The organism is Lentzea albidocapillata (genome assembly GCF_000719115.1).
In the GTDB taxonomy this organism is placed as follows: domain Bacteria; phylum Actinomycetota; class Actinomycetes; order Mycobacteriales; family Pseudonocardiaceae; genus Lentzea; species Lentzea albidocapillata.
On record NZ_JOEA01000009.1, the window covers coordinates 323785 to 346143 of the forward strand.

A 22359-nucleotide genomic window follows, 5' to 3' on the forward strand; every position below is an offset into this window, starting at 1 on the left:
GAAGGGGATCGCCACCGACGCCTACGCCGGTGACACCGCGGTGTGGTTCGTGCCCGGCGTTGCCAATCCCGGACAGGGTGAGGTGGTGGTGGCCGGCCGGGCCGGTTTCCACGCCGACGGCCGGCCCGCCATCACCGATGACGGCACGTGGCTGTACTTCGAGGACGGTGCGGAGCCGGTCGACTGCGGCGGTGCCCGCATGGTGGTCGAGCCCGGCACAGCGCCCGAGTTCTCCGCCGCGCCCGCGGGCTATGCGGTCGTGCCGAACGCCGACCGCCACCTGATCCCGCGGTTCATCACCGACTCGATGCCGTTCGGCACACCCGACGCCGAAGAGATCAGCGCGGTCTACGCGATCCAGCAGGAGGTGGCGGACGAGCTGCTGGCGGCGGTGCGGGGTGACGGTGACCCGCCGGCCATGACGACGCCGGTCCAGTCCTCCGACGGGTCGATGACCGTGGCGGTGGAGCACTTCGCGGTCGAGCACGACCCGGAATGGGCGCTCAAGGAGCGGGCGATCCGGGGTGCGCTGGACCGTGTCGCCGCCGCGGGGCACCGGCTGCCCGGCCCACTGGTGATCTCGGTCGCCAGGCAGGGCACGGTGGGTGTGCTCACGCAGGTGATGCACCTTCGCGATCACGACGGGGCGCCGCGCTGGCACCTGTTCCTCGGCCCGGATCTGTTCGCGCGCAACGCTCTTGTGCCGGGCACCGATTCCGCTATGCGCGGTGGCATCGGCTACGTCCAGTCGAGGGGTGTCGCTCACCGGGTGGCGGAGTCGGCCGGCGGGGATGCCTACGGGGTGACGCTGGCCGAGGCGACGGTGGTGCACGAGCTCGGGCACGCGTTGCACGTGGCGCACGATCCGACCCGGTTCCTGGAAGCCCAGCACGGGGCGAGGCAGGGTACGGGTGCCGACCCGGCTCAGGCAGACGCCGCGCTCGAAGTGAGCCAGTACGCCACGAACAACGGCCTGGAGTTCGTCGCCGAGGCGTTCACCGCGCTGGTGTACGGGGAAACGCTGTCCGGCGAAACGCTGACCGAGTACACGCAGTGGGGTGGCCCGCTGTCCGCAGCCGACGAGTCCGTGCCGCAGCCCGACCGCACGGCAGGTGTCGCGAGCAGCACCGGCGGCTACGGTCTGGGCGGCCTGTTGTGGAACCGCGGTGCGGCGGAACGTGAACAGCGGCTGCTGGCGGACTACGGGCTGCCGATCGGGTCGCAGGCGGGCGGTCCCAGCCTGAGCCACACCGTACTGAGCAAGATCGACATGGTGCTGGGCGGCCTGCCGTCCGGGCACGTGCGGGACAACCGGTTCCTGAAAGGAATCCTGCGCGAGTTCGGCGGCACCACCAGTGGTTACTTCCCCCGGACCCGACTGATCGGCCTGACCAATCCCGTCGGCCTGCCGAGCTGGTTGTACGGCCGGTTGAACCGGGGGGTCGGCTGGCAGCGCACGTTGATGGACCTCGGGGTCAAGGCCGAGTACGACACCTACAGCTGGCCTTCCGACTGGAAGCTCGGCCTGGCTCCCAGCGAACGTCAGATCCTGGCCGGTGTGTCCGACGTGCTCGCGCACGGCAACCTGCTGGAGTGGACGCTCCGGCACGAGATCGGGCACGCGGTCGACCCGCTGGCGAGCTGGTCCAGGATCGCTGACCAGGAACGCTTCGGCGGCTGGCGGGAGTACCGCGGCGGTGCCGGTTTCGCCGAGGTGACCCGCGACATCCTCACCGGGATCGGGCTGACGCCGGAAGACCAGGACTTCACCGGTGCCGCGGGCCGGCCGCTGGGAGCTGCGCTCGCGCGTGTCATTCTCCCGGCGTTCGCCCGCGCGAACCCGCGCGAACTGGACAGCCTGCCGAGCCAGTTCGCGGGACTCGGCACCGAGGGTGTCGCCAAGATCGCGCGGGCGGTCGAGGTGGTGAAGCGCGCACTCGCCGAGCCGTGGATGTTCAGCCACGGTGGCGGTGACGCGCTGACCATCGGCGACCGGATCTACCAGGTGAACTCGTACGGGACCTGGACCAGCTACCTGAAGTCCGCCCGCGAGCACGCCGTCTCGAACTACCAGTTCTCGGCCAGGAACGAGTGGTTCGCCGAGGCGTACGCCGCCTTCTACGACCCGAATCCCGCGCCACGCGCCCGTCTTCACCCAGACGCGCGGGAGTGGTTCGCGACCGAGTTGCCGCGGCTCGTCAGTCCGGAACCGCCCGCGAACCCGCCTGTTTCGATGCTCGGTGCGATCGGCCGTCTCGATCGGGGTTCCGGCGTCTGGCTCGCCGATCCCGCGGCGGACGCGACCGCGCGGGAGCACCTGGAGAGGACGGTTCGCGGCCTGCGCGACGATGACCGGTTCTTCACGGTGGTGGCGCATGCCGATGCCGCTGGTGTGCCGGAGTTCGCGGGGCAGCCCGTCACCCCGGACGCGATGGTCGCCCTGCTGGCCCGGTTGAAGAACGACGGTGTGTGGGACGGCGTGAAGCCGTTGCGGTTCGTGTCGTGCGGGCTTGGCACGGCGGATGCCCGGCGCTACGTGCCCGCCGTGCTGGGCGGGCTCAGGCAGGTGGGGATCACCGCCCAGGCGTATGCCGCCGACACGGCGGTGTGGGCTGTGCCCGGGGCGGCGGCCGGTGAGCTGGTGGTGGCGAGCCGGGCCGGGTTCACGGCGGACGGCAGGCCGGTCGTCTCCGGTGACGGGCACTGGCTGCGTTTCCGGGACACCGCGGAACCGGAGAAGCTCGGCGCATACCTTGTCGTAGGGGCCGAGGAGAACCCCGGTTCCCGGCCGGTGCCGGACGGCTACGAGGTGCAGTCGGCGGCCGATGAGGACGCGATCGAGCGGCTCATCCCCGGCGCCCTGCGGTTCGGCACGGCGGCGCTGTCGGGTGGCGACGGCAAGCACCTGACGATGGACGATCTGAAGGTGGCGGTCAGCCACACCCAGGTACGGCTCGACCACGTGACGCGGATGTTGTCCGGCCTGGCGTTCGGTCATCCGGTCGGGACGGTGCCGACCGGGGACGACTTCGCGGACGTCGAAGAGTGGATCTCCTTGGCCTCCACGGAGATCGGGGCACTTCGCGAGCACCTGGCGCAGGCCCAGGACGAGCTGGACGAGGCCGACGACCGGTTGCTGGAGCTGGACAGGGCCCTCACCACGGGCGCGCTGGCGGAACGGGTTCCCGGCGCCGGTCTTGCCGCCGTGCGCGAGAACACCGAGCAGGAACGCGATGAGCTGACCGCGGGGCGCGAGCCGCTGGCCCGCCGGGTCGCGGAGCTGTCGGAGCGGCTGAACACCGTGCTGCAGCGCCGGGTCATGCTGCGGACGACGCTCGTCGAGCTCGAAACCACGTGGTGGCGGGCTGAGGTGGCGGCCGGGGAAGAGCGGCTGCAGGCACCGTCGGCCGGAGATGGGACACCCGCAGATGCCGCGTCGCTCGCGCTCGCGGACGAGCTGGTGCGGTTGCGTTCCCGGCTGGCCGCGCTGCGTGCCGAGATCGCCGAACTGGACGCGGACGACTCGGATCCGGACAGCACCGCTCCGGCGGAGCCACTGCCGGCCGACATCGAAACGTTGCGGGACCAGGCCATCGGTGAGTTCGCCTACGTCACCGCCGCCGGTGAACCGCCCCGGCTGCGGGCGCAACGGCGGTGGCTCGCCGCCCGCGACGGGTTGCGCGATCAGGGAGTTCCGTCCACTGAGGCCGAGGACAGCGCCGACATCGTCTCCGAGGCCACCCTCGACGAGTGGTCCGCGGGACAGCTCGACGTGGTGGGGCCCGCGGTCGAGGTGCGGCGCATCCGGGTGCCGGGGGAGCAGGACGAGTGGGCGGCCGAGGTCACCGTTCAGGTCGGTCTCATTCCGCTGGACGGCGTGGGTGACTCCCTCCTCACCGCCGCGCGGAACCGGATCAGTGCGGCGCTGTCCCTGATCAACCGGGGATACCTGCTCGCCGACGGATCCTGGTTCCGCCTCCATGCCGAGCTCGTCACCGACGGGGAGCCGCAGTTCACCTTCACCGTGGGTGTCGAGGGCGACGAGTGGGACGTGGAACGGCACATCACCAGCGAGACGACCCCGGACGCCCTGGCCCGCGAGCTGATGATGTTGCTGGGCGTGCGGGTCGATGGCGCGGACTCGTTCAGCCTGACCTGCGGGCACCTGGACCAGCTCGACCGGTCGTTCCCGCTGCGGTCGAAGTCCGCTGTGCCGGCGTTGTTCTTCGGAGAGCCGGATCGGACGGAACGCAGGCCCGAGGTCGTGCTCGGTTCGGTGCCCGCCGACTGGAGCGCGGAAGAGTGGTCCGACCTCGCCGCCTTCACGGATGCGTTGGCCCACCAGGTCAAGCTGCTGCGTGGACGTCGTGCGATGCCGATCGTGCGGATCGTGGTCGCCGACGACGGGGAGGGCGAGAAGGACGCCCTCGCGGAGCTGGTACTGAACGGTGTCCGCACGAGACTGGCGAACACCGACGTGGCCGTGCCCGTGGTCTTCGCCGAGCCGGACCATCCCGCGATGAGGCCGGCGGAGGGCTACCTCCAGCTGTTCGCCGAGTGGGATCCGGAGGGTGCTCCGACGCCTGAGCCACGTGTCCCGGCGCAGCGTCCGGAGGTGGACGAGGAGAGCGCCGACGGACTGGCTCGGCGGGAGCTCGACGACGAGCGGACGTGGTGGTACAGCACGGCGATCACGGCCACGTGGGCCGAACTGGCCGATCCCGTGCGGCCGTGGGAGTGGGCGCACCTGCGGGCGGACGCGAACGTCGTGACCGTGGACCAGGTCGACCCGCGCCTGGTCATGCGGATCCGGGACCAGGCCGGCCCGTACGCCCCGGTCGAGCCCGTCACCGGGCACGTCAACTACGACCTGCGCAGGATGGTCGTGCGGCGCGCGGGGAAGACGGAACGCGGCGTTCAGGAGTACACGATCCGTTTCCGCCTGGAGGGCGGGTCGCCGGCCGATCGCGAGGCTCTGGAGCGTCGAGCCCGCCTCGGGGTGGAGGCCCTGTTCAACCACCGGCACCGGTTGCCCAGTGGCGACCAGTTGCACGTGCGGGTCGAGTTCACGGGCAACGAGGACGAGGCGCACGGCGTCATCGAGCTGAAGCCGACCGGGCGGGCAGATCAGCTCCACTGGGCGTTGGACTCCAACGCCCGTTCGCTCGCCCACGAGATCGGCCACTTCCTCGGCATCGCGGACCAGTACTCGACGACGCGCGGCATGGACGACTACGCCTATCAGGACCGTGATCCCGCGGTCCGGCCGCACCGGGTGGTCCGTCCGGACGGGACGCGGGAGACCGAGCCGCTGCTCAACCACGTCCGTGACGACCACGGCCTGTACGGGCAATGGGAGCACTGGCCCGGTGTGCTGGTTCCGCCGCGCGACCTGTGGCGGATCGAGCGGGTGGCGCGTGGCTACGCCGTGCTGCGGGACTCACGCGACCCTGGTCCGGAACAGCCGGCCGAAGTCGAGTCCACTGTGGACATCGGCGCCGGGCTGGTGGGTTCGATGCTGGACGTGGCGACCCACCTGGGCTCCGGTGTCTGGCTGGCCGACCCGGCCACGGACGTGACCACGGTCGAGCGGCTGGACAAGGTCGTCGCCGAGCTTCAGCGGGACGACCGGTTCTTCACGGTGGTGGCGCACGTCGGCGACAGCGGTGTGCCGGAGTTCCTGGGGCAGCCGGTCACGCCGGACGTGATGGTCGATCTGTTGTCGCGGTTGGTCTCCGACGGTGCGTGGGACGGTGTGAAGCCGTTGCGGTTCGTGTCGTGCGGGCTCGGCGTGACGGATGCCGGGCGTTATGTGCCCGCGGTCCTGCGTGGGCTCGCCGCCGAGGACCTGGAGGCCGAGGCTTACGCGGCTGACACGGCGGTGTGGGCGGTACCTGGGCGCGGCTCGTCGGCGCGGGGTGAGCTGGTGGTGGCGAGCCGGGTGGGGCTCACCGCCGACGGCACGCCGGTGATCAGTGGCGACGGACATTGGCTGCGTTTCCAGGCCGGTGAAGTCACCGAGCCGGTCGTGCACGGGGCCTACCTGGTCGTGGGGGACGAGGAGGAGCCCGAGTTCGACGACCGGCCTGAGGGCTACTGGGCCGAGGAGGAGACCGGGGGGATCGAGGAGTTCGTTCCGGGCTCGATGCCGTTCGGGGTGGCCGCGGTGTCGGGTGGCGACGGCCGGTTCCTGACCGAGGTCGACCTGAAGGTGGCCATCAGTCATGCCGAGGTGCGGCTCGACCAGGTGCTGCGGGGGCTGCCCGGACGGAGGTTCGAGCATCCGATCCTGGAAACCGCCTCACCCGGCGAGATCGACTCGGTGTGGGAACAGATCGCCTTGGTCACCGACGACGTCGAGGCGTTCCGCGCGGAGCTCGAACCGCTGAACCAGGGACTGAGCCGCCTCAAGACCCAGGTGAGGTGGTTCGACGACGCGCTCGTCGTGGGCGGTGTGGTCGAACGGGTTCGTGGCGCGGACTTCGCCGCGGTGCGGGCGGACCTGGAGCAACGGCGTGCTGCCGCGGTTGCCGCCCGCGACGCGCAGGCCGCCCAGGTCGCGAACCTGGAGGAGACACTGGGGGCGGCCCGGCGGTATCGCGCCGACCTGCGGACGCGGCTGTACGTCCTGCAGACCGCGGCCTGGCGGGCGGGCGTGGAGGCCCAGGAACAGGCGCTGTGGGTGCCGCCGGTCGAGGGTGAGACGGTCGCCGACGGGGCTTCGGTCGCGCTCGCCGAGGAGTTCGTGCGGTTGCGTGGCCGGTTGTTCGCGCTGCGGGTCGAGCTCGCGGATCTCGCCGAGCGGAGGGAAGGGCCTGCGGACAGGCTCGGGGAACCGGTGGTTCCTGACCGGGATGCGCGGAGGAACGCCCCCGTCGAGATCGCCCGCGTCATGGCCGTGGGTGACCCGTCGCGGCTGCTCGCGCACAAGCGGTGGGTGGCCACCCGGAACATGCTGGCGGGTCTGGGTTTTGAGGATGAGGAGGCAGAGGAAGCCGCCGATCTCGTTCGTGACGCCACCCTGGAGGAGATGGCCGCCGACCGCCTCGACGTGCTGGGTCCGTCGGTCGAGGTGCGGCGGATGCCGGTGCCGGGCGATGACGAGGACGGCCAGTGGGTCACCGAGGTCACGGCTCGGATCGCCCTCGTTCTGCCGCCCGGTGGTGGTGTCCACAGCCAGTCCGCGAAGGACGGGATCGCGGAGGCGTTGGAGCTGCTCAACCAGGGCTACCTGCTGCCGGACGGGTCCCAGCTCTGCTACCGGGTCGATCTGGTCACCGATGCTCCGCAGTTCACGTTCACGGTGGGCGACGACGAGGACCCGTGGCCGGTGGGGCGGCACCTCACCAACGGGACGACTTCCCAGGACATCGCCTGGGAGCTGCTCGGGATCCTCGGGATGCCGGTCTACGCCGGCGATCCGTTCGTGCTCGACTCCGGGCACATGGAGCAGCTCGACCAGTTGCTGCCGCTGCGGTCGAAGTCCGCCGTACCGACGTTGCAGCCCAGCACGCGCAGGCCCGAGCTCACGATCAGCTCGGACCCGTCGGAGTGGGACGACAGGCAGCTCGCCGGACTGGGCAGGCTCGTCGACACGCTGGCCCGTCAGGTCGTGCTGCTGCACGCGCGCAACAGCGCGATGCCGGTGGTGCGGATCGTCGCGGACGAGGACGGGCTGGACGAGGCCGATCCGGTGGCGGAGCTGGTGCGGGACGGTGTCCGGCAGAAGCTCGCGGGCACCGTGGCGGCGGAGGTCGCCGAGCCGGTGCCGTTCGCCGAGTCCGCCGGCTCGTCGATGCCTCCGGTGGCGGGCCGGATCCGGGTTTTCGTCGACTGGGACCCGGAAGGTGTTCCTGTTCCCGCCGCGAGTGCCGAGGACGACGCGGAGCACGCGCCCGGGATGGTTCCGGTCAAGACCGTGCTGGACGACGAGCAGTGGCGCCACAGCGCGGCGACGCCGGCGGATCCCGAGGCGTCGTGGGCCCGGCTGGTTGTTCCGGCGCGGCCGTGGGACTGGGAGCACCTCCGGGCGGGCGCCCACGTCGTGACGGTGGATCAGGTCGATCCCAGCCTGATCATGAGGGTGAGCGACGACGGCGCGCGGTACACCGACGTGGACACCATCGATCTGGTCATCGCCTATGACCTGCGCCGCATGAAGGTTCTGGATCGATGGGTGCAGGAGTACACGGTCCGCCTGCATCTGTCGGGTGAGTCGTTCGACGAGGAGGAGCTCGACCACCTGCGTCGCCGCGCCCGCCTGGGCGTGGAAGCCCTGTTCAACCATCGGTACCGGTTGCCGAGCGGTGATCAGCTGCATGTGCGAGTCGAGTTCCCGGAGAAGGCGGAGGACGCGCACGCCACCGTCACGGTCGTCGCCGCCGGACGAGCCAGCCAGTCCACCTGGTCACTGGACCGGAGGGCGCATACCTATGCCCACGAGATCGGTCATTACCTGGGTATCGACGACCAGTACCTGATGATGCAGAACGATCGCGAGTCCGTCTCCTTCGAGGATCGTGATCCCGCGGTCCGGCCGCATCGGGTGATCCGGCCCGCGGGCCCGGACGGCACGAAGGCGCGCGAGACCGAGCCCTTGCTCAACCGCGTGCATGGTGACCACGGTTTGTACGCTGAGGGGTCGCATGATCCGGGTGTGCTGGTTCCGCCGCGGGACCTGTGGCGGATCGAGCGGGTGGCACGTGGTTATGCCGCGGTGCGGGACACCGTGGCGGAGCCACAGGTTCCGGCGGAAGACCACCGGCGGACGGCCAGGTTCGTGGACTCGGTGCTGGACGTCGCGGTGCGTCTCGACGACAGGACGGGGGTGTGGCTGGCCGATCCGGCGACGGACGTGACCACGTTGCGCCGCCTGGAGAAGGTCGCCGTCGACATCCAGGCGGATGATCGGTTCTGCACCGTGGTGGCGCACGTCGGGGACAGCGGTGTGCCGGAGTTCCTGGGACGGCCGGTCACTCCGGACGTGATGGTCGATGTGTTGTCCCGCTTGGTGGACGACGGCGTGTGGGACGGCGTGCAGCCGTTGCGGTTCGTGTCGTGCGGGCTCGGCGCGGTTGATGCGGGGAGCTATGTGCCCGCGGTGCTGGAAGGACTGAGGTCGAAGGCGGGGATCACCGCCGAGGCGTATGCGGCGGACACCACGGTGTGGTCCGTGCCGGATCGGCAGGGCCAGTCCGGGAGGGGCGAGCTGGTGGTGGCGAGCCGGGTCGGTTACAGCGCCGACGGCACGCCGTTGATCACCAATGACGGGCACTGGCTGCACTTCAGGACCGACGCGAACAGCGGCCAGGTCGCTGGGCCTGCCGTGCACGCCGCCTACCTGGTCGGCGGGGATCAGGCGGCACCGGATTTCCAGGAGGCGCCAGAGGGCTACTGGTTGACGGGCCAGGCGGACGTGATCACCCAGATGATGTTCAGCGCGGTGCCGTTCGGAACCGGCGTCTCCAACCAGGGCGTCACGCTGCCGGCCGGCGACCTCGAACTCCTGACCGACCTGCGGGTGGCCGTCACCGACACGCAGGCCCGCCTTGACCGGGTGACGGACCTGTTGGCGGACAAGCGGTTCGAGCATCCTGTGCCGGACGCCCCCGAAGAGGACGCGATCCCGGCGGTACGGGCGCGGATCACGGCGCTGTCCGGAGACATCGCGGCCGGTCGGGCGAAGGTACCCGCGTTGCAGAAGTCGAAGCGGAGCCTCAAGGACGACCCGTGGTTGTCGGACGACACGCGCATTCTTCGTGAGGTGGCCGAACGGGTCGCTCCCGGCCGGTTCACCGCGATGGCCACGGTGAGCATGCAGGAACACGATGCCGCGGTTGCCCGGTATCAGGCGGCGAACGACGCCATCGACGCCGTCGCGGAGGACATGCGGACCTCGCGGTGGCAGCGGGTCGAGTTGCGCACGAAGCTGTTCGCCCTGGAGACCGGCGAGTGGCGCAGGTCGTTGCCCACCGTGGACCCGGACGCCGGCAACGTCAAGAACGACAGTGCCTGGGCTGTTCTCGCTGACGAGCACGTCCGGCTGAGTGGCCGGCTCGCCGCACTGCGGGCGGAGATCGCCGACCTGAACACTGCGGGCAACCCGGATTCGTGGTTCACCCCGCACGACCACCCCGCGAACGCCCCCCAGCGCGAACTGCGGGAGAAGGCCCGCGTCCACACCACGCACATCGTCGGCGCCGGAGATCCGCCACGTGTGCTGGCATGGAAGCGGTCGCAGGCGGCCAGTGACCAGAACGCCGAGGAAGCCGGCGTCGTGCGTGACCTGACGCTGTCCGAGGGCGCCGCGAAGTACACCGATGTCGTCGGGCCGGCGGTCGAGGTCCGGCGGATGCCGGTGCCGGTCGAGGTCGAGGTGTCGAAGACCGGTCCGCGGCGCAACCGCTTGCACCGCCGCGAGCAGTGGGTCACCGAGGTGACCGCACGGGTCGCGCTGATCCGGCTGCCCGGCGTGAGGTCGCGCTCCGCCAGAGCGGCGCGAAAGGTGATGGAGCAGGCTCAGGAGCTGATCAACAAGGGCTACCGGCTGTGGGACGGGTCCGAGTTCCAGCTGCGGGCCGAGTTCGTCGACGACGACCCGCAGTTCACCTTCACCGTGGGCAAGACCGGGCACGAGTGGCCGGCAGGGCGTGACCTCACCGCCGAGCTGGAGCCCGCGGAGGTGGCCAGGGAACTGCTCGGCATGCTCGGTGTGCCCGTCCCCGCCGACGGCGAGTTCGCGCTGGGCTTCGAGCAGGTCGAGCACCTGGGCCGGCTGCTGCCGCTGGGGTCGAAAGCGGTCGTGCCCGCGGTGCGGTTCGCCACCCCGCCGGCCGCCGTGACCAAATCCCCGCTGGAGATCAGCGCGGAGCTGACCGCGCAGGACAGGGCCGGGTTGTCCCGGCTGGTGATCGACCTGGCGCAGGTGGCGGTGCTCCAGCACCGGCGAAGCCGTCCGATGCCGCTCGTGCGGCTGGTGGGGGATCGGGTGGCCGCGGTCGAGAAGTGGCTGCGCCTGGAGGTCCTGGCCCACCTCCGCCGAACCGGCGTGGCCGATCTCGCGGAGCCGCTGGAGTTCGTCCCGGTCACGGCCGGCGCCCGGGAGGGGCGCGTCCAGATACTCGTCGACTGGATTCGCCCCGATCCCGCCCAGGACGTGCCGACGTCGAGCCCTGACGAACCGCTCGGCTTGCCGGACGCGACCAGGAAGGGGCTGGACGACGAGCAGACGTGGTGGCACAGCATGGCCACGCTGGCGGATCCGGAGGCGTCGTGGGCTCGGCTCACCGATCCACTGCGGCCGTGGGACTGGGAGCACCTGCGCTCCCGCGCCCACGTGGCGACGGTGGATCAGGTCGACCCCGGTCCCGTCGTCCGGACCGACGGTGTCGTCGCCGATGGCGACGACCGCATGGGGATGTCCGAGCTCACCATCGCGTACGACCTGCGCCGGATGAAGGTGCTGGGCCGGTGGGTGCAGGAGTACACGATCCGCCTGCACCTGGACGGCGGGTCGCCGCGCGAGCGGGCCGCCCTCCACCGTCGTGCCCGTCTCGCTCTCGACGCCACGTTCAACCAGCGGTTCCGGTTGCCGGGCGGCGACCAGCTGCACGTGCGGGTCGAGTTCGCGGCCAAGGCAGAGGAGGCGCACGCGACCGTCAAGGTGGAGGACACCAAGCGGGAGGACCAGGGCAGCTGGTCGCCGAAGGCATCGGCGCACGTGCTCGCTCACGAGATCGGCCACTTCCTCGGCCTCTACGACCAGTACTCGATGGCCTACGAGGAGGAGCCGTTCGCCCACCAGGACCGCGATCCCCGCCGCCGCCCGCATCGGGTGGTGCCTGGGCCGGACCTGCCGCCCACCACTCCGTTGCTCAACCACGTCCGCGACGACCAAGGCCTGTTCACCGGCCGGATGGACAAACCAGGCGTCACTGTGCCGCCGCGTGACCTGTGGCGGATCGAACGGGTGGCCCGTGGCTACGCGGTCGTGCGCGACACGGTCGACTCCTCTCTGCGGGAGCCGGTCTCCGGAACCGCCTCGCCGGCCGACTCGATGTTCGGCGTCGCCGCACATCTGCGCAACGACTCCGGGGTGTGGCTGGCCGATCCGGCAACGGACGTGACCACGTTGGAGCGCCTGGAGAAGGTTGCCGCGGGACTGCGGGCGGACGATCGGTTCTGCACGGTGGTGGCGCACGCCGGGAACTCCGGCATGCCGGAGTTCATGGGGCAGCCGGTCACACCGGACGTGCTGGTCGCTGTGCTGACCCGGTTGGTGGACAACGGTGTGTGGGACGGCGTGAAGCCGTTGCGGTTTGTGTCGTGTGGGCTGGGTGCGGCTGAATCCGGGCGCTTTGTGCCCGCTGTGTTGCGTGGGCTCAGGGAGAGCCGGGGAATCAGCGCCGAGGCGTTTGCGGCGGATACGACGGTGTGGTCCGTGCCGGATCGGGAGGGCCAGTCCGCGTCGGGCGAGCTGGTGGTGGCGAGCACGGTCGGGTACCGCGCCGACGGCACACCGGTGGTCACCGGTGACGGGCATTGGCTGCACTTCAAGGCCGGCGGCGAAGCCGAGCCCACCCCACATGGTGCGTACATGGTGGCCGGGCAGCAGAAGACACCGGTCTTCCGGCAGGCACCCGGCGGGTACGAGGTCGTGCCGACCACCGAGGGGGACGTGATCACGCGGTTCATCCCCGGCTCCATGCCGTTCGGGACCGGGCAGGACAGCGGTGCCGGAATTCCCGAGACCGTGTCGGCCAGCCTGGCCGAGTTCGCGTCGGTGGTCGGCGCCCAGGCGGTGCTGGAGGTGCGTGGACGGTTCGGCGACCCGCGAGTGGTGGAGATCAGCGAGGAGCTGAGGTCCGCGCTGTCCGATCCGACGGTGCGGATCGTCACCTCCGACGAGGGCGCGGGTGTGCGGGTGGTCGCCGTGCCGGTGGAGCTGTCGTTCGGCGTGCCGGTCGCGGTCCCGTCCGGTGACCTGGCCGAGCACCTCGATGCACCGGGACATCGGGTGGTCCGCCTCACCGCCGGCTCTGGCCGGACCTGGCAGCTCGACGTCGGCGACCGGGTCACGGTGCGCCGGGGCGAGGACGAGCAACCGAAGTCCTTCCCCAGGGCCGAGTTCGTCGCACGGCTGACCGGGGTGCTCGACGGCTACGACGGGGGTGTTCTCGCGCCCGAGGCGGAGCGCGAGTTGTTCGGCGGCCCGTTGACGGCCGCGACGGACGCGGTGAGCGCCGTGCTCGGTGGCGGCCTGGTGTTCCAGGTCGAGACCGCGGTCAGGCTGGAGAGGCCGGTCGTGCGGGCGCCGCTGGACGAGCCGGTGGACGCGGCGGTCGAGCCCGTCGCCGCCGAGGGCGTTCCGGACGCGGTCACTGTCGAACAGCCGGTCCACCTCGGGGTGGTGGACTCGGTCCTCGCCACCGGTATGCCGTTCCCCGGCGGGTTCTGGGTCGCGGACCCGTCGCAGGGGCTGGCCGAGGCGGCGTTGCTGGAGGACGCGGTCGGCCGTATCCCGGACGACGACCGGTTCTGCACCATCGCGCTGCACATCGGTGAGGCCGGTGTGCCACGCCACCTGGGTGTCGACCTGACCGCGGAAACCGTGGCCGAGATCCTGGTGAGGCTGAAGGCGGACGGCGTCTGGGACGGTGTGCGGCCGCCGCGGTTCGTGTCGTGCGGGCTCGGCGCGGTGGACGGCGGCCGGTTCGTGCCCGGAGTGCTGCTCGCCTTGCGGCGCCAGGACATCCAGGTCGACGCGTACTCGGCGAACACCTCCGTGTTCCTCACCCCCGGCCGGACGGACGGGGCCGGGCACCTCGCCGTCGCCGGAGCTGTCGGTGTCGACGCGGACGGAGTCCCGCGGGTCGCCCGCGGCGGCTACTGGTTGCACAGCGCACTCGACCCGGACCGGCCGGGCACGGTGACGACCACGCGCCTGGGTGCGCACATGATCGCCGACGACACCCGGCCGCCGCGCTTCGACGACGCGCCACCCGGCTACCTGGCGGTGGACGCGACCTTCGCCGACCTGCGTGCCGACGGACCGCCCGGCCTGACGGCGTTCGGGTCGCTGGTCGAGAGCGAGGTCCGGGCGGCAGCGGAGATCGAGTTCGGTGACGGCGACGACCGCATGCCCTCCGGGCCCGGCGCGGACCTGCGTGAGTCCAGAGTGGACGCACCGGCGGCCGAATCCGTGTTCGACGTGCTGGTGCCGGTTTCCGGTACCGCGACGCCGGTCGCGACCGGCGCGCTGGAAGGAAACCGCGGCATCCGGCTCGACGACCCGCGGCTGGCGGAGACGTGCGACCGGCTCCCGGTGGACGACCGGTTCTTCACCTTTGTCGCGCACGGCGGCGCGAGCGGCGCGCCGGAGATCGGGGGGAACCACCTCAGTCCGCGCGCGGTGGCCGATCTGCTGGTGCGGGCCAAGGAGAACGGGCTGTGGGACGGCGCGAAGCCGCTGCTGTTCGCCTCAGCCGGTGCGGGCGATGGCGGCGCGAGGTCGTTCGCGGCCGCGGTGCTGGCCGAACTGAGGGACCAGGGCGCCGACGTGGACGCGTTGGCTCCCTGCGGTCCGGTGGATCTCACGCCGGCGGCCGGCCGGCGTTGGGTGTATCTCGAACGGGCCACAGGAGCCGTCGAGCTCCTGGACCTGTGAACGTGCGGTCTCGCCTTCGGCGCAGTTCTGCCGCCAGTCCTGCGTGGTGGTCCGCGGGTTGACGAGGTGAGCTGTGACGAGGACTTTCGTGCGCGACTGGAGGAGATCGGTGAGGGCAGCGGAGGAGTTCACACAGGCCAGGGTGTTCGACGTGGTCGACCCCGAGACCGGGCCGGGCTTCGCGCCCGATCACCCGTTCGTCGACGACCCCGAAGAGCGGCGGGCCCTGGCCGCCTACCTCGACAGCGGCACACCGATCCTGGTCACGCCGACGATGATGAGCGACGTCGTCGACCCGGACCGGACCGCGGTCGTGCCCACGAACTTCATCACCGATGGCAAGTGGGTGTGGACCGACACCGTGACCTACTACCTGCGAGAGCATGGTCTGGCGCCAGAAGACGGTCTGCTGAGCCACATTCGCGAGCAGGGGGCGACGGCGGCGCCGGTGGACCCGCAGACCGCGCAGCGAGCGGTCAGGTTCGTGCTGGAGCCGCCGGCAAAGGCACACCGTCCGGTGTGGAAGTCGGTCTGACGAGCCGTTCCGGCAGGGTTGCCGGTCGAGACGGTCACCTCGTTCTGCCAGTGGTTCCGCATGGTTGCTGGGTACCCGGCGGGTTGTACTTGAGCCAGATTCCCGAATCCGCTCGAAGACGAGGAGTTGTCGTGGACTTCCCGCCGGCCCGCACCGTGCGGCCCACCCAGCACAACGAGGATGTCGTCGCGGTCTACCTGTCCCGCAACGGGCTCCGCGACGCGGGCGATCTCGGCGTCCGGATCGCCGCCGCCATCGGGCAGCACGCCGGCGAACCCGGGCGAACCGTCTTCGCCGAGTTCGAGCCCGCGCCCCTGCACACCGTGCAGGACGTTCTGTCCGGTCACATCACCTGGGACGAGCTCAGCGCCCACCGGGTGGACTGACGCTCCCGGTTCAGCCGTGATCGCACCGCCTCCCGGCTTCGACGTCGAATCGCAGGCGTCGGACGGATGTGGATAATTTGGCTCCATGACGGATGCGGTGTTAGAGGAAGATCCGACCTTGATGGCTCTGCTGAAGGGCTACCGCGTTCGTGCCGATCTCACCCAGGAGCAGCTTGCGGAGGGCGCTGGTGTCAGCGTCCGCGCCATCAGCGACATGGAGCGAGGGATCGTCAAGGGGCCGCAGCGACGGACGGTCGAAGCGCTGGCCGCGCCGCTGGCACTGTCCGAGGACGAGCTCGCCCGTCTGCAGAAAGTCGCCAAGCAGAGCCGTGCTCGGTCGACTTCCACCGAGCAGCCACCTCGGCCGGCCGTACGGCTCTACGACCCGCCCGCGGTCGGCATGCTGCCGCCGGACCTCGAGGATCTGACCGGCCGCGAGCACTGTCTCGAAACGCTGCGGGCGCTCGCCGACGAGATGACGAGCAACCGCGGGGGGTCCGGCCAGGTAGCGGTGGTGAGTGGCCCTCCGGGAACCGGGAAGACGAGTCTCGCCGTCCGCGCCGCACATGATCTGGCCGAGCATTTTCCGGACGGCCGGCTGTTCCTGAAACTGCGCGGTATGTCGGCCGAACCCGGTGAGCCCGCCGACGTTCTGCATCTGCTGCTGAGGTTGCTCGGCATCGACGCCGTGCAGATCCCGGTCGAGCTGGAACATCGGTCGAACCTGTGCAGGTCACTGCTGAGAGACCGCGCTGTTCTGATCGTTCTGGACGACGCCGTGGATGAGGCGCAGGTGCGTCCGCTGGTTGTCGGCGGGCCTCGCTGCTTCACCGTGGTCACCAGCCGTCAGCTGCTGGTGGGACTCGAGGGGACCAGCAGGTTCACCCTCAGTGAGCTGCAGCGCGACGATGCGCTCGCTCTGCTGACCTCGATCATCGGGCCGGTTCGTGTCACGCGGGAACCTCAGGCGGCGGCTGAACTGGTCGAACTGTGCGGACGGTTGCCTCTCGCGCTCCGCATCGCCGGTAACCGCCTCGCGAGTCGCCCCGCATGGCCGCTCGACCATCTTGCCGGTCACCTGCGGGACCGGAGCAGGCGTCTGACGACGCTGACGGCCGGGGATCTGAACGTCCGCAGCGTGTTCGACCTGTCCTATCGTCAGCTCACGTCGGCGGCCGCAGCGGTGTTCCGGCGCGTCGCCCTCGTTCCGGCGGCCGACTTCTCCGTCGGTGCGGCCAAAGTCCTCATCGAGGCGACGGACGAGGACGATGCCGCCATCTGTCTCGAGGAGCTGGCCGATGCGAGTCTGCTGCAACCGTCTCAGGAGGACGGGAGGTACCAGCTCCACGATCTGCTCAGCGTGTTCGCGACGGAGCGGCTCACCCAGGAGGAGGATCCCGAGGTCGTGCGGCGGGCGGACGAACGCCTGACCCGGTGGCTGCTGTTGGGCGCGACGGCGGCGGGCGGGCACTTCCATCCGTGCTGCGACCCGATCTCGCCTCTTTCCGCGTCGTTGTTCGAGGATGCCGTCAGCGCGGGCCGCTGGCTGCTGACGGAGCACCAGAGCTGGCTGGCAGCGGTGAAGAGGTCCGCGGCTCGCGGCGAACACCAGCAGGTCCTGGACCTGGCCGCGTCCATGCACTGGTACTCGGAGATCGGCGGCACGGCGAACACGTGGCACGACGTGTTCGATCTCGCCGTGAAGTCGGCCATCGCGATCGGCAGCAAACGAGACGAGGCCGTTCATCGCAACTACCTCGCATGGACGCTGTGCTCCCTGATGGGACGCCCGAACGAATCCGCTCGAATGGCGCAGAAGGCCTGGGACGCCGCCGAGGCGGCAGGCGATCTGCGCGAGCAGGCCTGGGCGAGGATCTATTTCGTCTCGGCTCAGCTCAACGATGGGAAGCCGCCTGCCTCGTCCGCGACCTTCGACGAGGCGATCAGGTTGTTCAGCGAGGCCGACTACCCACTCGGCGTGCATGTGGCGCGGGCGATGCGGGCCACCTACCTGCATACACAAGGTCAGCTCGAGGACGCCGCCGAAGAGTTCGGCATCTGTCTCCGGTACTTCAGACAGGCGCAGGGCAGTACGTCGGTGGATGACAGCAGTTGCGCATACCTGTTGCTTCGCTCCGCGCAGAACCTGGCGGCCCTGGGCTCGCGCGAAGAGGCGCTCAGCCAAAGTGAAGAGGCCCTTGAGCTGTTCCAGGCGCACGGTGCTGTGATAGGCCAGGCACGCGCCCTGCAAGCCGCGGGAAGCCTGCTGCGGATGCGGGGCGATCACGTCGACGCTCGAGCTCGCTTGACTGAGGCGCTCGCGTTGTTCGAGCGCACCGGACAGGCTCAGTACCACGTGGACGCGCTCCGTGAACTGGCGTTGTTGTCGGATGAGGCCGGCGACCCGGTGGCGGCGCGTAGCGCGCGCGAAAAGGCGCTCTCGCTGTGCGAGATGCTGGATGCGGGCGCGGCGAAGAGCCTGCGCGAAGAGCTGATCGAGCAGCTCAACGCCTCCTGAACGCCGCGGAATGCCGCTGAGTCGGAGATGTCGAGGTCACAACGACAGATGTGAAGGTCGGTGTGGCTTTACGGCACGCCCAGGTGACCGGCCACCGCCGAGTCCACTGATGACCTCTTGTGCGAGAACCGGAACCGGGCGGGCGCCCGCCGGGGAGTGGGTCTTTCGGCGGGCGCCCGCGTCGGTCGGGTTCGGTCAGAAGGTGAGCTTCCAGGAGTCGATGTAGCCGGTGTCGGCCGAGTACGTGTCCTGGACCCTGAGCTTCCACGTGCCGGCGGCGACCTCGGACGAGGCGTCGACCGTGTAGGTAGTGATCACGTTGGCGGAGGAGTCGTTGCTGGAGGCGTTCTTCATCCGGTATGTCGTGCCGTCCGGCGCCACCAGGTCAATGACCAGGTCACCGCGGTAGGTGTGCTTGATGTCGACGCCGGCCTTGAGCGTTGCCGGGGCCTTGCCGGTGAGACCGGTGACCGCGATGGAGCTGGTCACCGCGGCACCGGCGTCGGGAATGTCGACGTTGCCGGTGTTCTCGAAGACCTTGCCGGTGGGCGGGGGCGTGGGGCCGCCGCCGAGCTCGGCGGCCTTGGCCGCGATGGCCGAGGCGAACGTGCTGACCTCGGTGTAGACGCCAGGGGCGTTGCGCCGGGCGCACCCGTCACCGTGGCTGACGATGCCGACCTGGATCCAGGCGTTGTTGTTGTCGCGGCGGAACATGGGGCCGCCGGAGTCGCCCTGGCAGGTGTCCACCCCGCCCCCGGGGTACCCGGCGCACAGTTCGGCGTTGAAGATCAGATCCCGGTAGTAGGCGCCCGAGTTCCTGCAGGTGGTGTCGTCCACGAACGGAACCTGGGCCTTGAGCAGGTACCGCGAGGCACTGCCGCCCTCCGAGGTGTCTCCCCACCCGGCGATGGTGAACGTGCCGGTGTCGAAGGACTTTGTGGTCGTGATGGGCAGGGTGGCAGCGCCGGTGATGGGGCTGGAGAGCTTGACCAGCGCCCAGTCGCCACCCTCCGAGGTCCCGTAGCCCGGGTACTTGTAGACGTAGCTCGACGTGCGTCTGATCGCGGCCGAGTCCTGGAGATCCACCACACCGTAGGTGACGGTGATGGAGGTGTTGGGGCCAGTGGAACCCAGACAGTGCGCGGCGGTCAGTACCAGCGACTCGCTGTACATCGCGCCACCACAGCCCATCGACAAACGGACCATCCAGGGGAACTCGCCCTTGGCGGCGGGGCTACCGCCGACCACCTGGGGCGTCGGGTCACCGGGCAGGCTCGGCGGCGGGGCCGCGAAAGCCTGACCAGCCATGGCGGCGCAGGACATCGCCACGCCGGCGGCCAGGGCGATGACACGCCCCATTCTTGAGTTGTGCACGACAGTTCCTTCCCGCGACCGGCCCCGGTGGAGCAGCAGGGGAGGCCGGACGCGTGTGCAGGGATTCGGTTGCGCGGCCGTCGTCAACCGGCGCACTGATTGTCCGTAGCGGAAAGCCTTCGCGGCAATAGGACCATCGTCGGGAACTTTTCCCGTCGCGCTGTCAGATCTCCGGCGTTGGTGCGGACACTGTGGTGATCAGCCGAACTTATGCCAAGTGTGATGGGTCCAGCCGCTTCGCGTGACCGCAGAATGACGTGCGCCTTTCGCGACCCTGCGCGCTGGGCGGACCCTGCATGGAAGGAGAAGCCGGCATGCGGCTTCGAAAGATCGCGGCTGCGGTGGTCGCGGCGGTGACCTGTGCGAGCGGGTTGGCCGCTCTGGCCGGTCCCGCCCTGGCGGCGCCCCCGAGTTCGACCGCCGACGACGTCCAGCCCTACATCATCGGCGGAGAGCCCGCCACGGAGAACTACACCTTCTACACCAAGTTGCTGAGCAACGGCCGGTTCGGCTGCGGTGGCTCGCTGATCGCGCCGCTGTGGGTCGTCACCGCCGACCACTGCATCGGCAGCGTCACCTCGGTGCGCATCGGCGGGACCACGCTGGGCGCGGGCGAGACCCGCAACGTCGTTCAGCAGATCGGTGGCCCGAGCGGCTACGACATCGCCCTGCTGAAGCTGGGCAGCCCGTCGGCGCAGACCCCGATCACCATCACCGAAACCGCGCTGAACACCGGCACGGCGGTGCGGATCATGGGTCACGGCCAGACCTGTCCGACCAGAGGCTGCGGCAGCGCGCCGAACCAGCTCATGCAGCTGGACACGTCCCTGGTCACCGGCTGCACCGCGAACTTCGTGCCGTCTCACGAGCTGTGCGTCGGTGACGAGTCGGGTGCGGGCGCCTGCTACGGCGACTCCGGCGGTCCGCTGGTCGTGCGGGCCAACAACCGCTGGGAGCTCGGCGGGGCCACCAGCCGCGCGGGGCGCAACAACCCCGAGTGCGCGACCGCCCCGTCGATCTACATGAAGGTTCCCGCGTTCATGTCGTGGATCGAAGGCCACACCGGTGACCTGGGCGGCGACCCCGGTCCCGGCCCTGGCCCCGGCAACTGCTCGGGGGAGACCTTCACCGGCACGCTGAACTCCGGTTCGTCGGCCTACCAGCCCAACGGCAGCTACTACTACAGCGCCGCCTCGGGCACCCACCGTGGTTGCCTCACGGGGCCGTCGGGCAGCGACTACGACCTGTATCTGCAGAAGTGGAACGGGTCGACGTGGGCGAACGTGAAGTCCGGCGCCACCGAGGCTGCCAACGAGACAGTCGAGTACGCGGGCACCGCGGGCTACTACCGCTGGCAGGTCCACGCCTACAGCGGTTCCGGCAGCTACACGCTGAAGACCGACAAGCCCTGATGACGGTGTGCCCTCTCGCGGACGAACGGGTCCGCGGGAGGGTTTGCGCGCGCTGACTTCAAGTATCCAATGTGGACGCTGAGGCAGAACATGCCGATGGGGCCGTTTTCGGGAGATGTCCCGAGAACGGCCCCATCGCGACCTATCAGGTCTGGTCGGCCCACCACTTCTGGCCTGCCGCGCCCAGGGTGGAGATCGGGTCGTAGTAGGGGTAGCGGCGGTCGAGCGCCTCGGGGTCTTCGAGCTCGATCCCGGTGCGGTAGTTCTTACCAACGAGCGTCAAGTGCTGCGATCTCTCCGCGAGCTGGAACTGCCCAACCTCTTCGGGACGTGCGCCCACTCGTGCCGGACGGCCCACTCGCGGAAACTTTCGACTGTCGGTTCCAGCGGGTGCAGGGAAGAGACGAGCAGGCCGATCTGCCGGTAGTGCCGTGGCACGATCGGCACCTCCGCCGAGCCCGCCAGCGGGCCGCCGTGGCGGGACGGCAGCACGGCGACTCCGACCCCTGCGGCAGCGAGTCCGCGTACGGTCTCCACTTCCTCTGTCTCGAAACCGTAGCGCGGCCGGATCCCAGCCGCGCCGAACAACTCGTCGACGCGCCTGCGTAGCGCAATGCTCGAGGACAGGCCGACGAACGTCTCGTCGCGACAGTCGTGCAGCCGGACCGCCTCCCGGCGTGCCAGCCGGTGATCGGCGGGAACCACGAGGACGAAGGGCTCGCGGAAGAGTTCAGTGGCGGCAACGTTCGAATCGATGGACCTCATGGCGGTCAGCGCGACGTCGATAGTCCCGTTGCTCAGTTGCTCGATCAGTTCCTCATGCGCAGCCTGCACCAGTGCCAGTCGGACACGCGGGTGCGCCGCGCGGTAGCTGCGCAGGAGTTCTGGAGCCCTGCTTTGTCCCATGGTGCGGAGAAATCCGAACACGACCTGACCACGACCGGGGTCGGCGGCCTCATGTGCTCGTGTCACGCCCACTGACAGTGCCGTGTGCGCCGATCCGATCGCCTCGGCCAGCGCGACGCCGGCACGGGTGAGCTCGATCTGCCTGCCGAGCCGGTGGGTCAACGCGACCCCTGCGGTCTTGCTCAGCTCGGCGATCCAGCGCGTCGCCGTCGACTGAGGCACACCGACCGCCGCTGCCGCCGCACTCAGGTGTCCGTGCTCCCTCATCGCGAGCAGCAACGTCAGCCGAGGCATCAGGTCTGACGCGATGGTCGACGACGGTGACAACACGCCAGCATCGTAGTTCGTCCTTTGCAGACCCACCCTCTGAACCAGCCGCGCCGCAGGGGATCTCCTTCCCGGCCACGAGGTGAACCTCCCCAAAAGTGGATAGGTGACCTTCGATTCTGAATACACGCAGGACAAAGCAGGCGAAACAGCGGGGATGGCCTGATGGCGGCCTTGCATGCGCTCTGTTCGCCGTGACAGTGGCAATCACGTATTGCACGCTCCTCCTCGGTCAG

8 protein-coding genes and 1 pseudogene (1 of these 9 only partly in view) are annotated in these 22359 nt (G+C 70.0%); 5 read left to right on the forward strand and 4 right to left on the reverse strand.

Annotated features, from left to right (window positions below):
• The 4 genes from IG04_RS0115480 to IG04_RS0115495 form a co-directional block, all read left to right on the forward strand.
• A protein-coding gene (locus tag IG04_RS0115480; RefSeq protein WP_030477345.1) for a glycosyltransferase crosses the window boundary here: on the forward strand, positions 1-14665 show its 3' end. Its footprint begins 23879 nt before the window's first position; the window shows 14665 of its 38544 coding nt (coding positions 23880-38544); its start codon lies beyond the left edge, outside the window; its stop codon occupies positions 14663-14665.
• Positions 14666-14774: 109 nt separating this feature from the next.
• Positions 14775-15200 carry a hypothetical protein gene (locus IG04_RS0115485; protein WP_030477346.1) on the forward strand — a complete coding sequence of 142 codons (426 nt, stop codon included), beginning with the start codon at positions 14775-14777 and terminating at the stop codon, positions 15198-15200.
• A 131-nt stretch (positions 15201-15331) separates the two neighbouring features.
• Entirely contained in the window at positions 15332-15586 is a 255-nt protein-coding gene (locus tag IG04_RS0115490; RefSeq protein WP_245816167.1) for a hypothetical protein, read from the forward strand.
• A gap of 85 nt (positions 15587-15671) precedes the next feature.
• Positions 15672-18104: an ATP-binding protein gene (locus IG04_RS0115495; RefSeq protein ID WP_030477348.1), complete on the forward strand. Its 2433-nt coding sequence runs from the start codon at positions 15672-15674 to the stop codon at positions 18102-18104.
• Positions 18105-18299: 195 nt separating this feature from the next.
• Here the strand turns inward: IG04_RS0115495 and IG04_RS48945 are convergent, their stop codons facing one another.
• Entirely contained in the window at positions 18300-18593 is a 294-nt protein-coding gene (locus IG04_RS48945) for a proprotein convertase P-domain-containing protein (RefSeq protein WP_420843964.1), read from the reverse strand.
• An 81-nt stretch (positions 18594-18674) separates the two neighbouring features.
• A pseudogene (locus IG04_RS42610) lies at positions 18675-19463 on the reverse strand (S1 family peptidase); the annotation flags it as partial.
• Positions 19464-19792: 329 nt separating this feature from the next.
• Here IG04_RS42610 and IG04_RS44730 point away from each other — a divergent pair.
• Positions 19793-20890, forward strand: coding sequence for a S1 family peptidase (locus IG04_RS44730; RefSeq protein WP_063758270.1), 1098 nt, complete (start codon positions 19793-19795; stop codon positions 20888-20890).
• A 145-nt stretch (positions 20891-21035) separates the two neighbouring features.
• Here IG04_RS44730 and IG04_RS45250 read toward each other — a convergent pair whose 3' ends face one another.
• Together IG04_RS45250 and IG04_RS0115515 are read right to left on the reverse strand one after the other, a co-directional pair.
• Complete coding sequence (locus tag IG04_RS45250; protein WP_157512922.1) at positions 21036-21173, reverse strand: hypothetical protein; 138 nt, start codon at positions 21171-21173, stop codon at positions 21036-21038.
• Positions 21170-22303, reverse strand: coding sequence for a LysR family transcriptional regulator (locus IG04_RS0115515; RefSeq protein WP_084401222.1), 1134 nt, complete (start codon positions 22301-22303; stop codon positions 21170-21172). Before IG04_RS0115515 ends, IG04_RS45250 begins: the two co-directional genes overlap by 4 nt.
• Between the last annotated feature and the right edge of the window lie 56 nt (positions 22304-22359).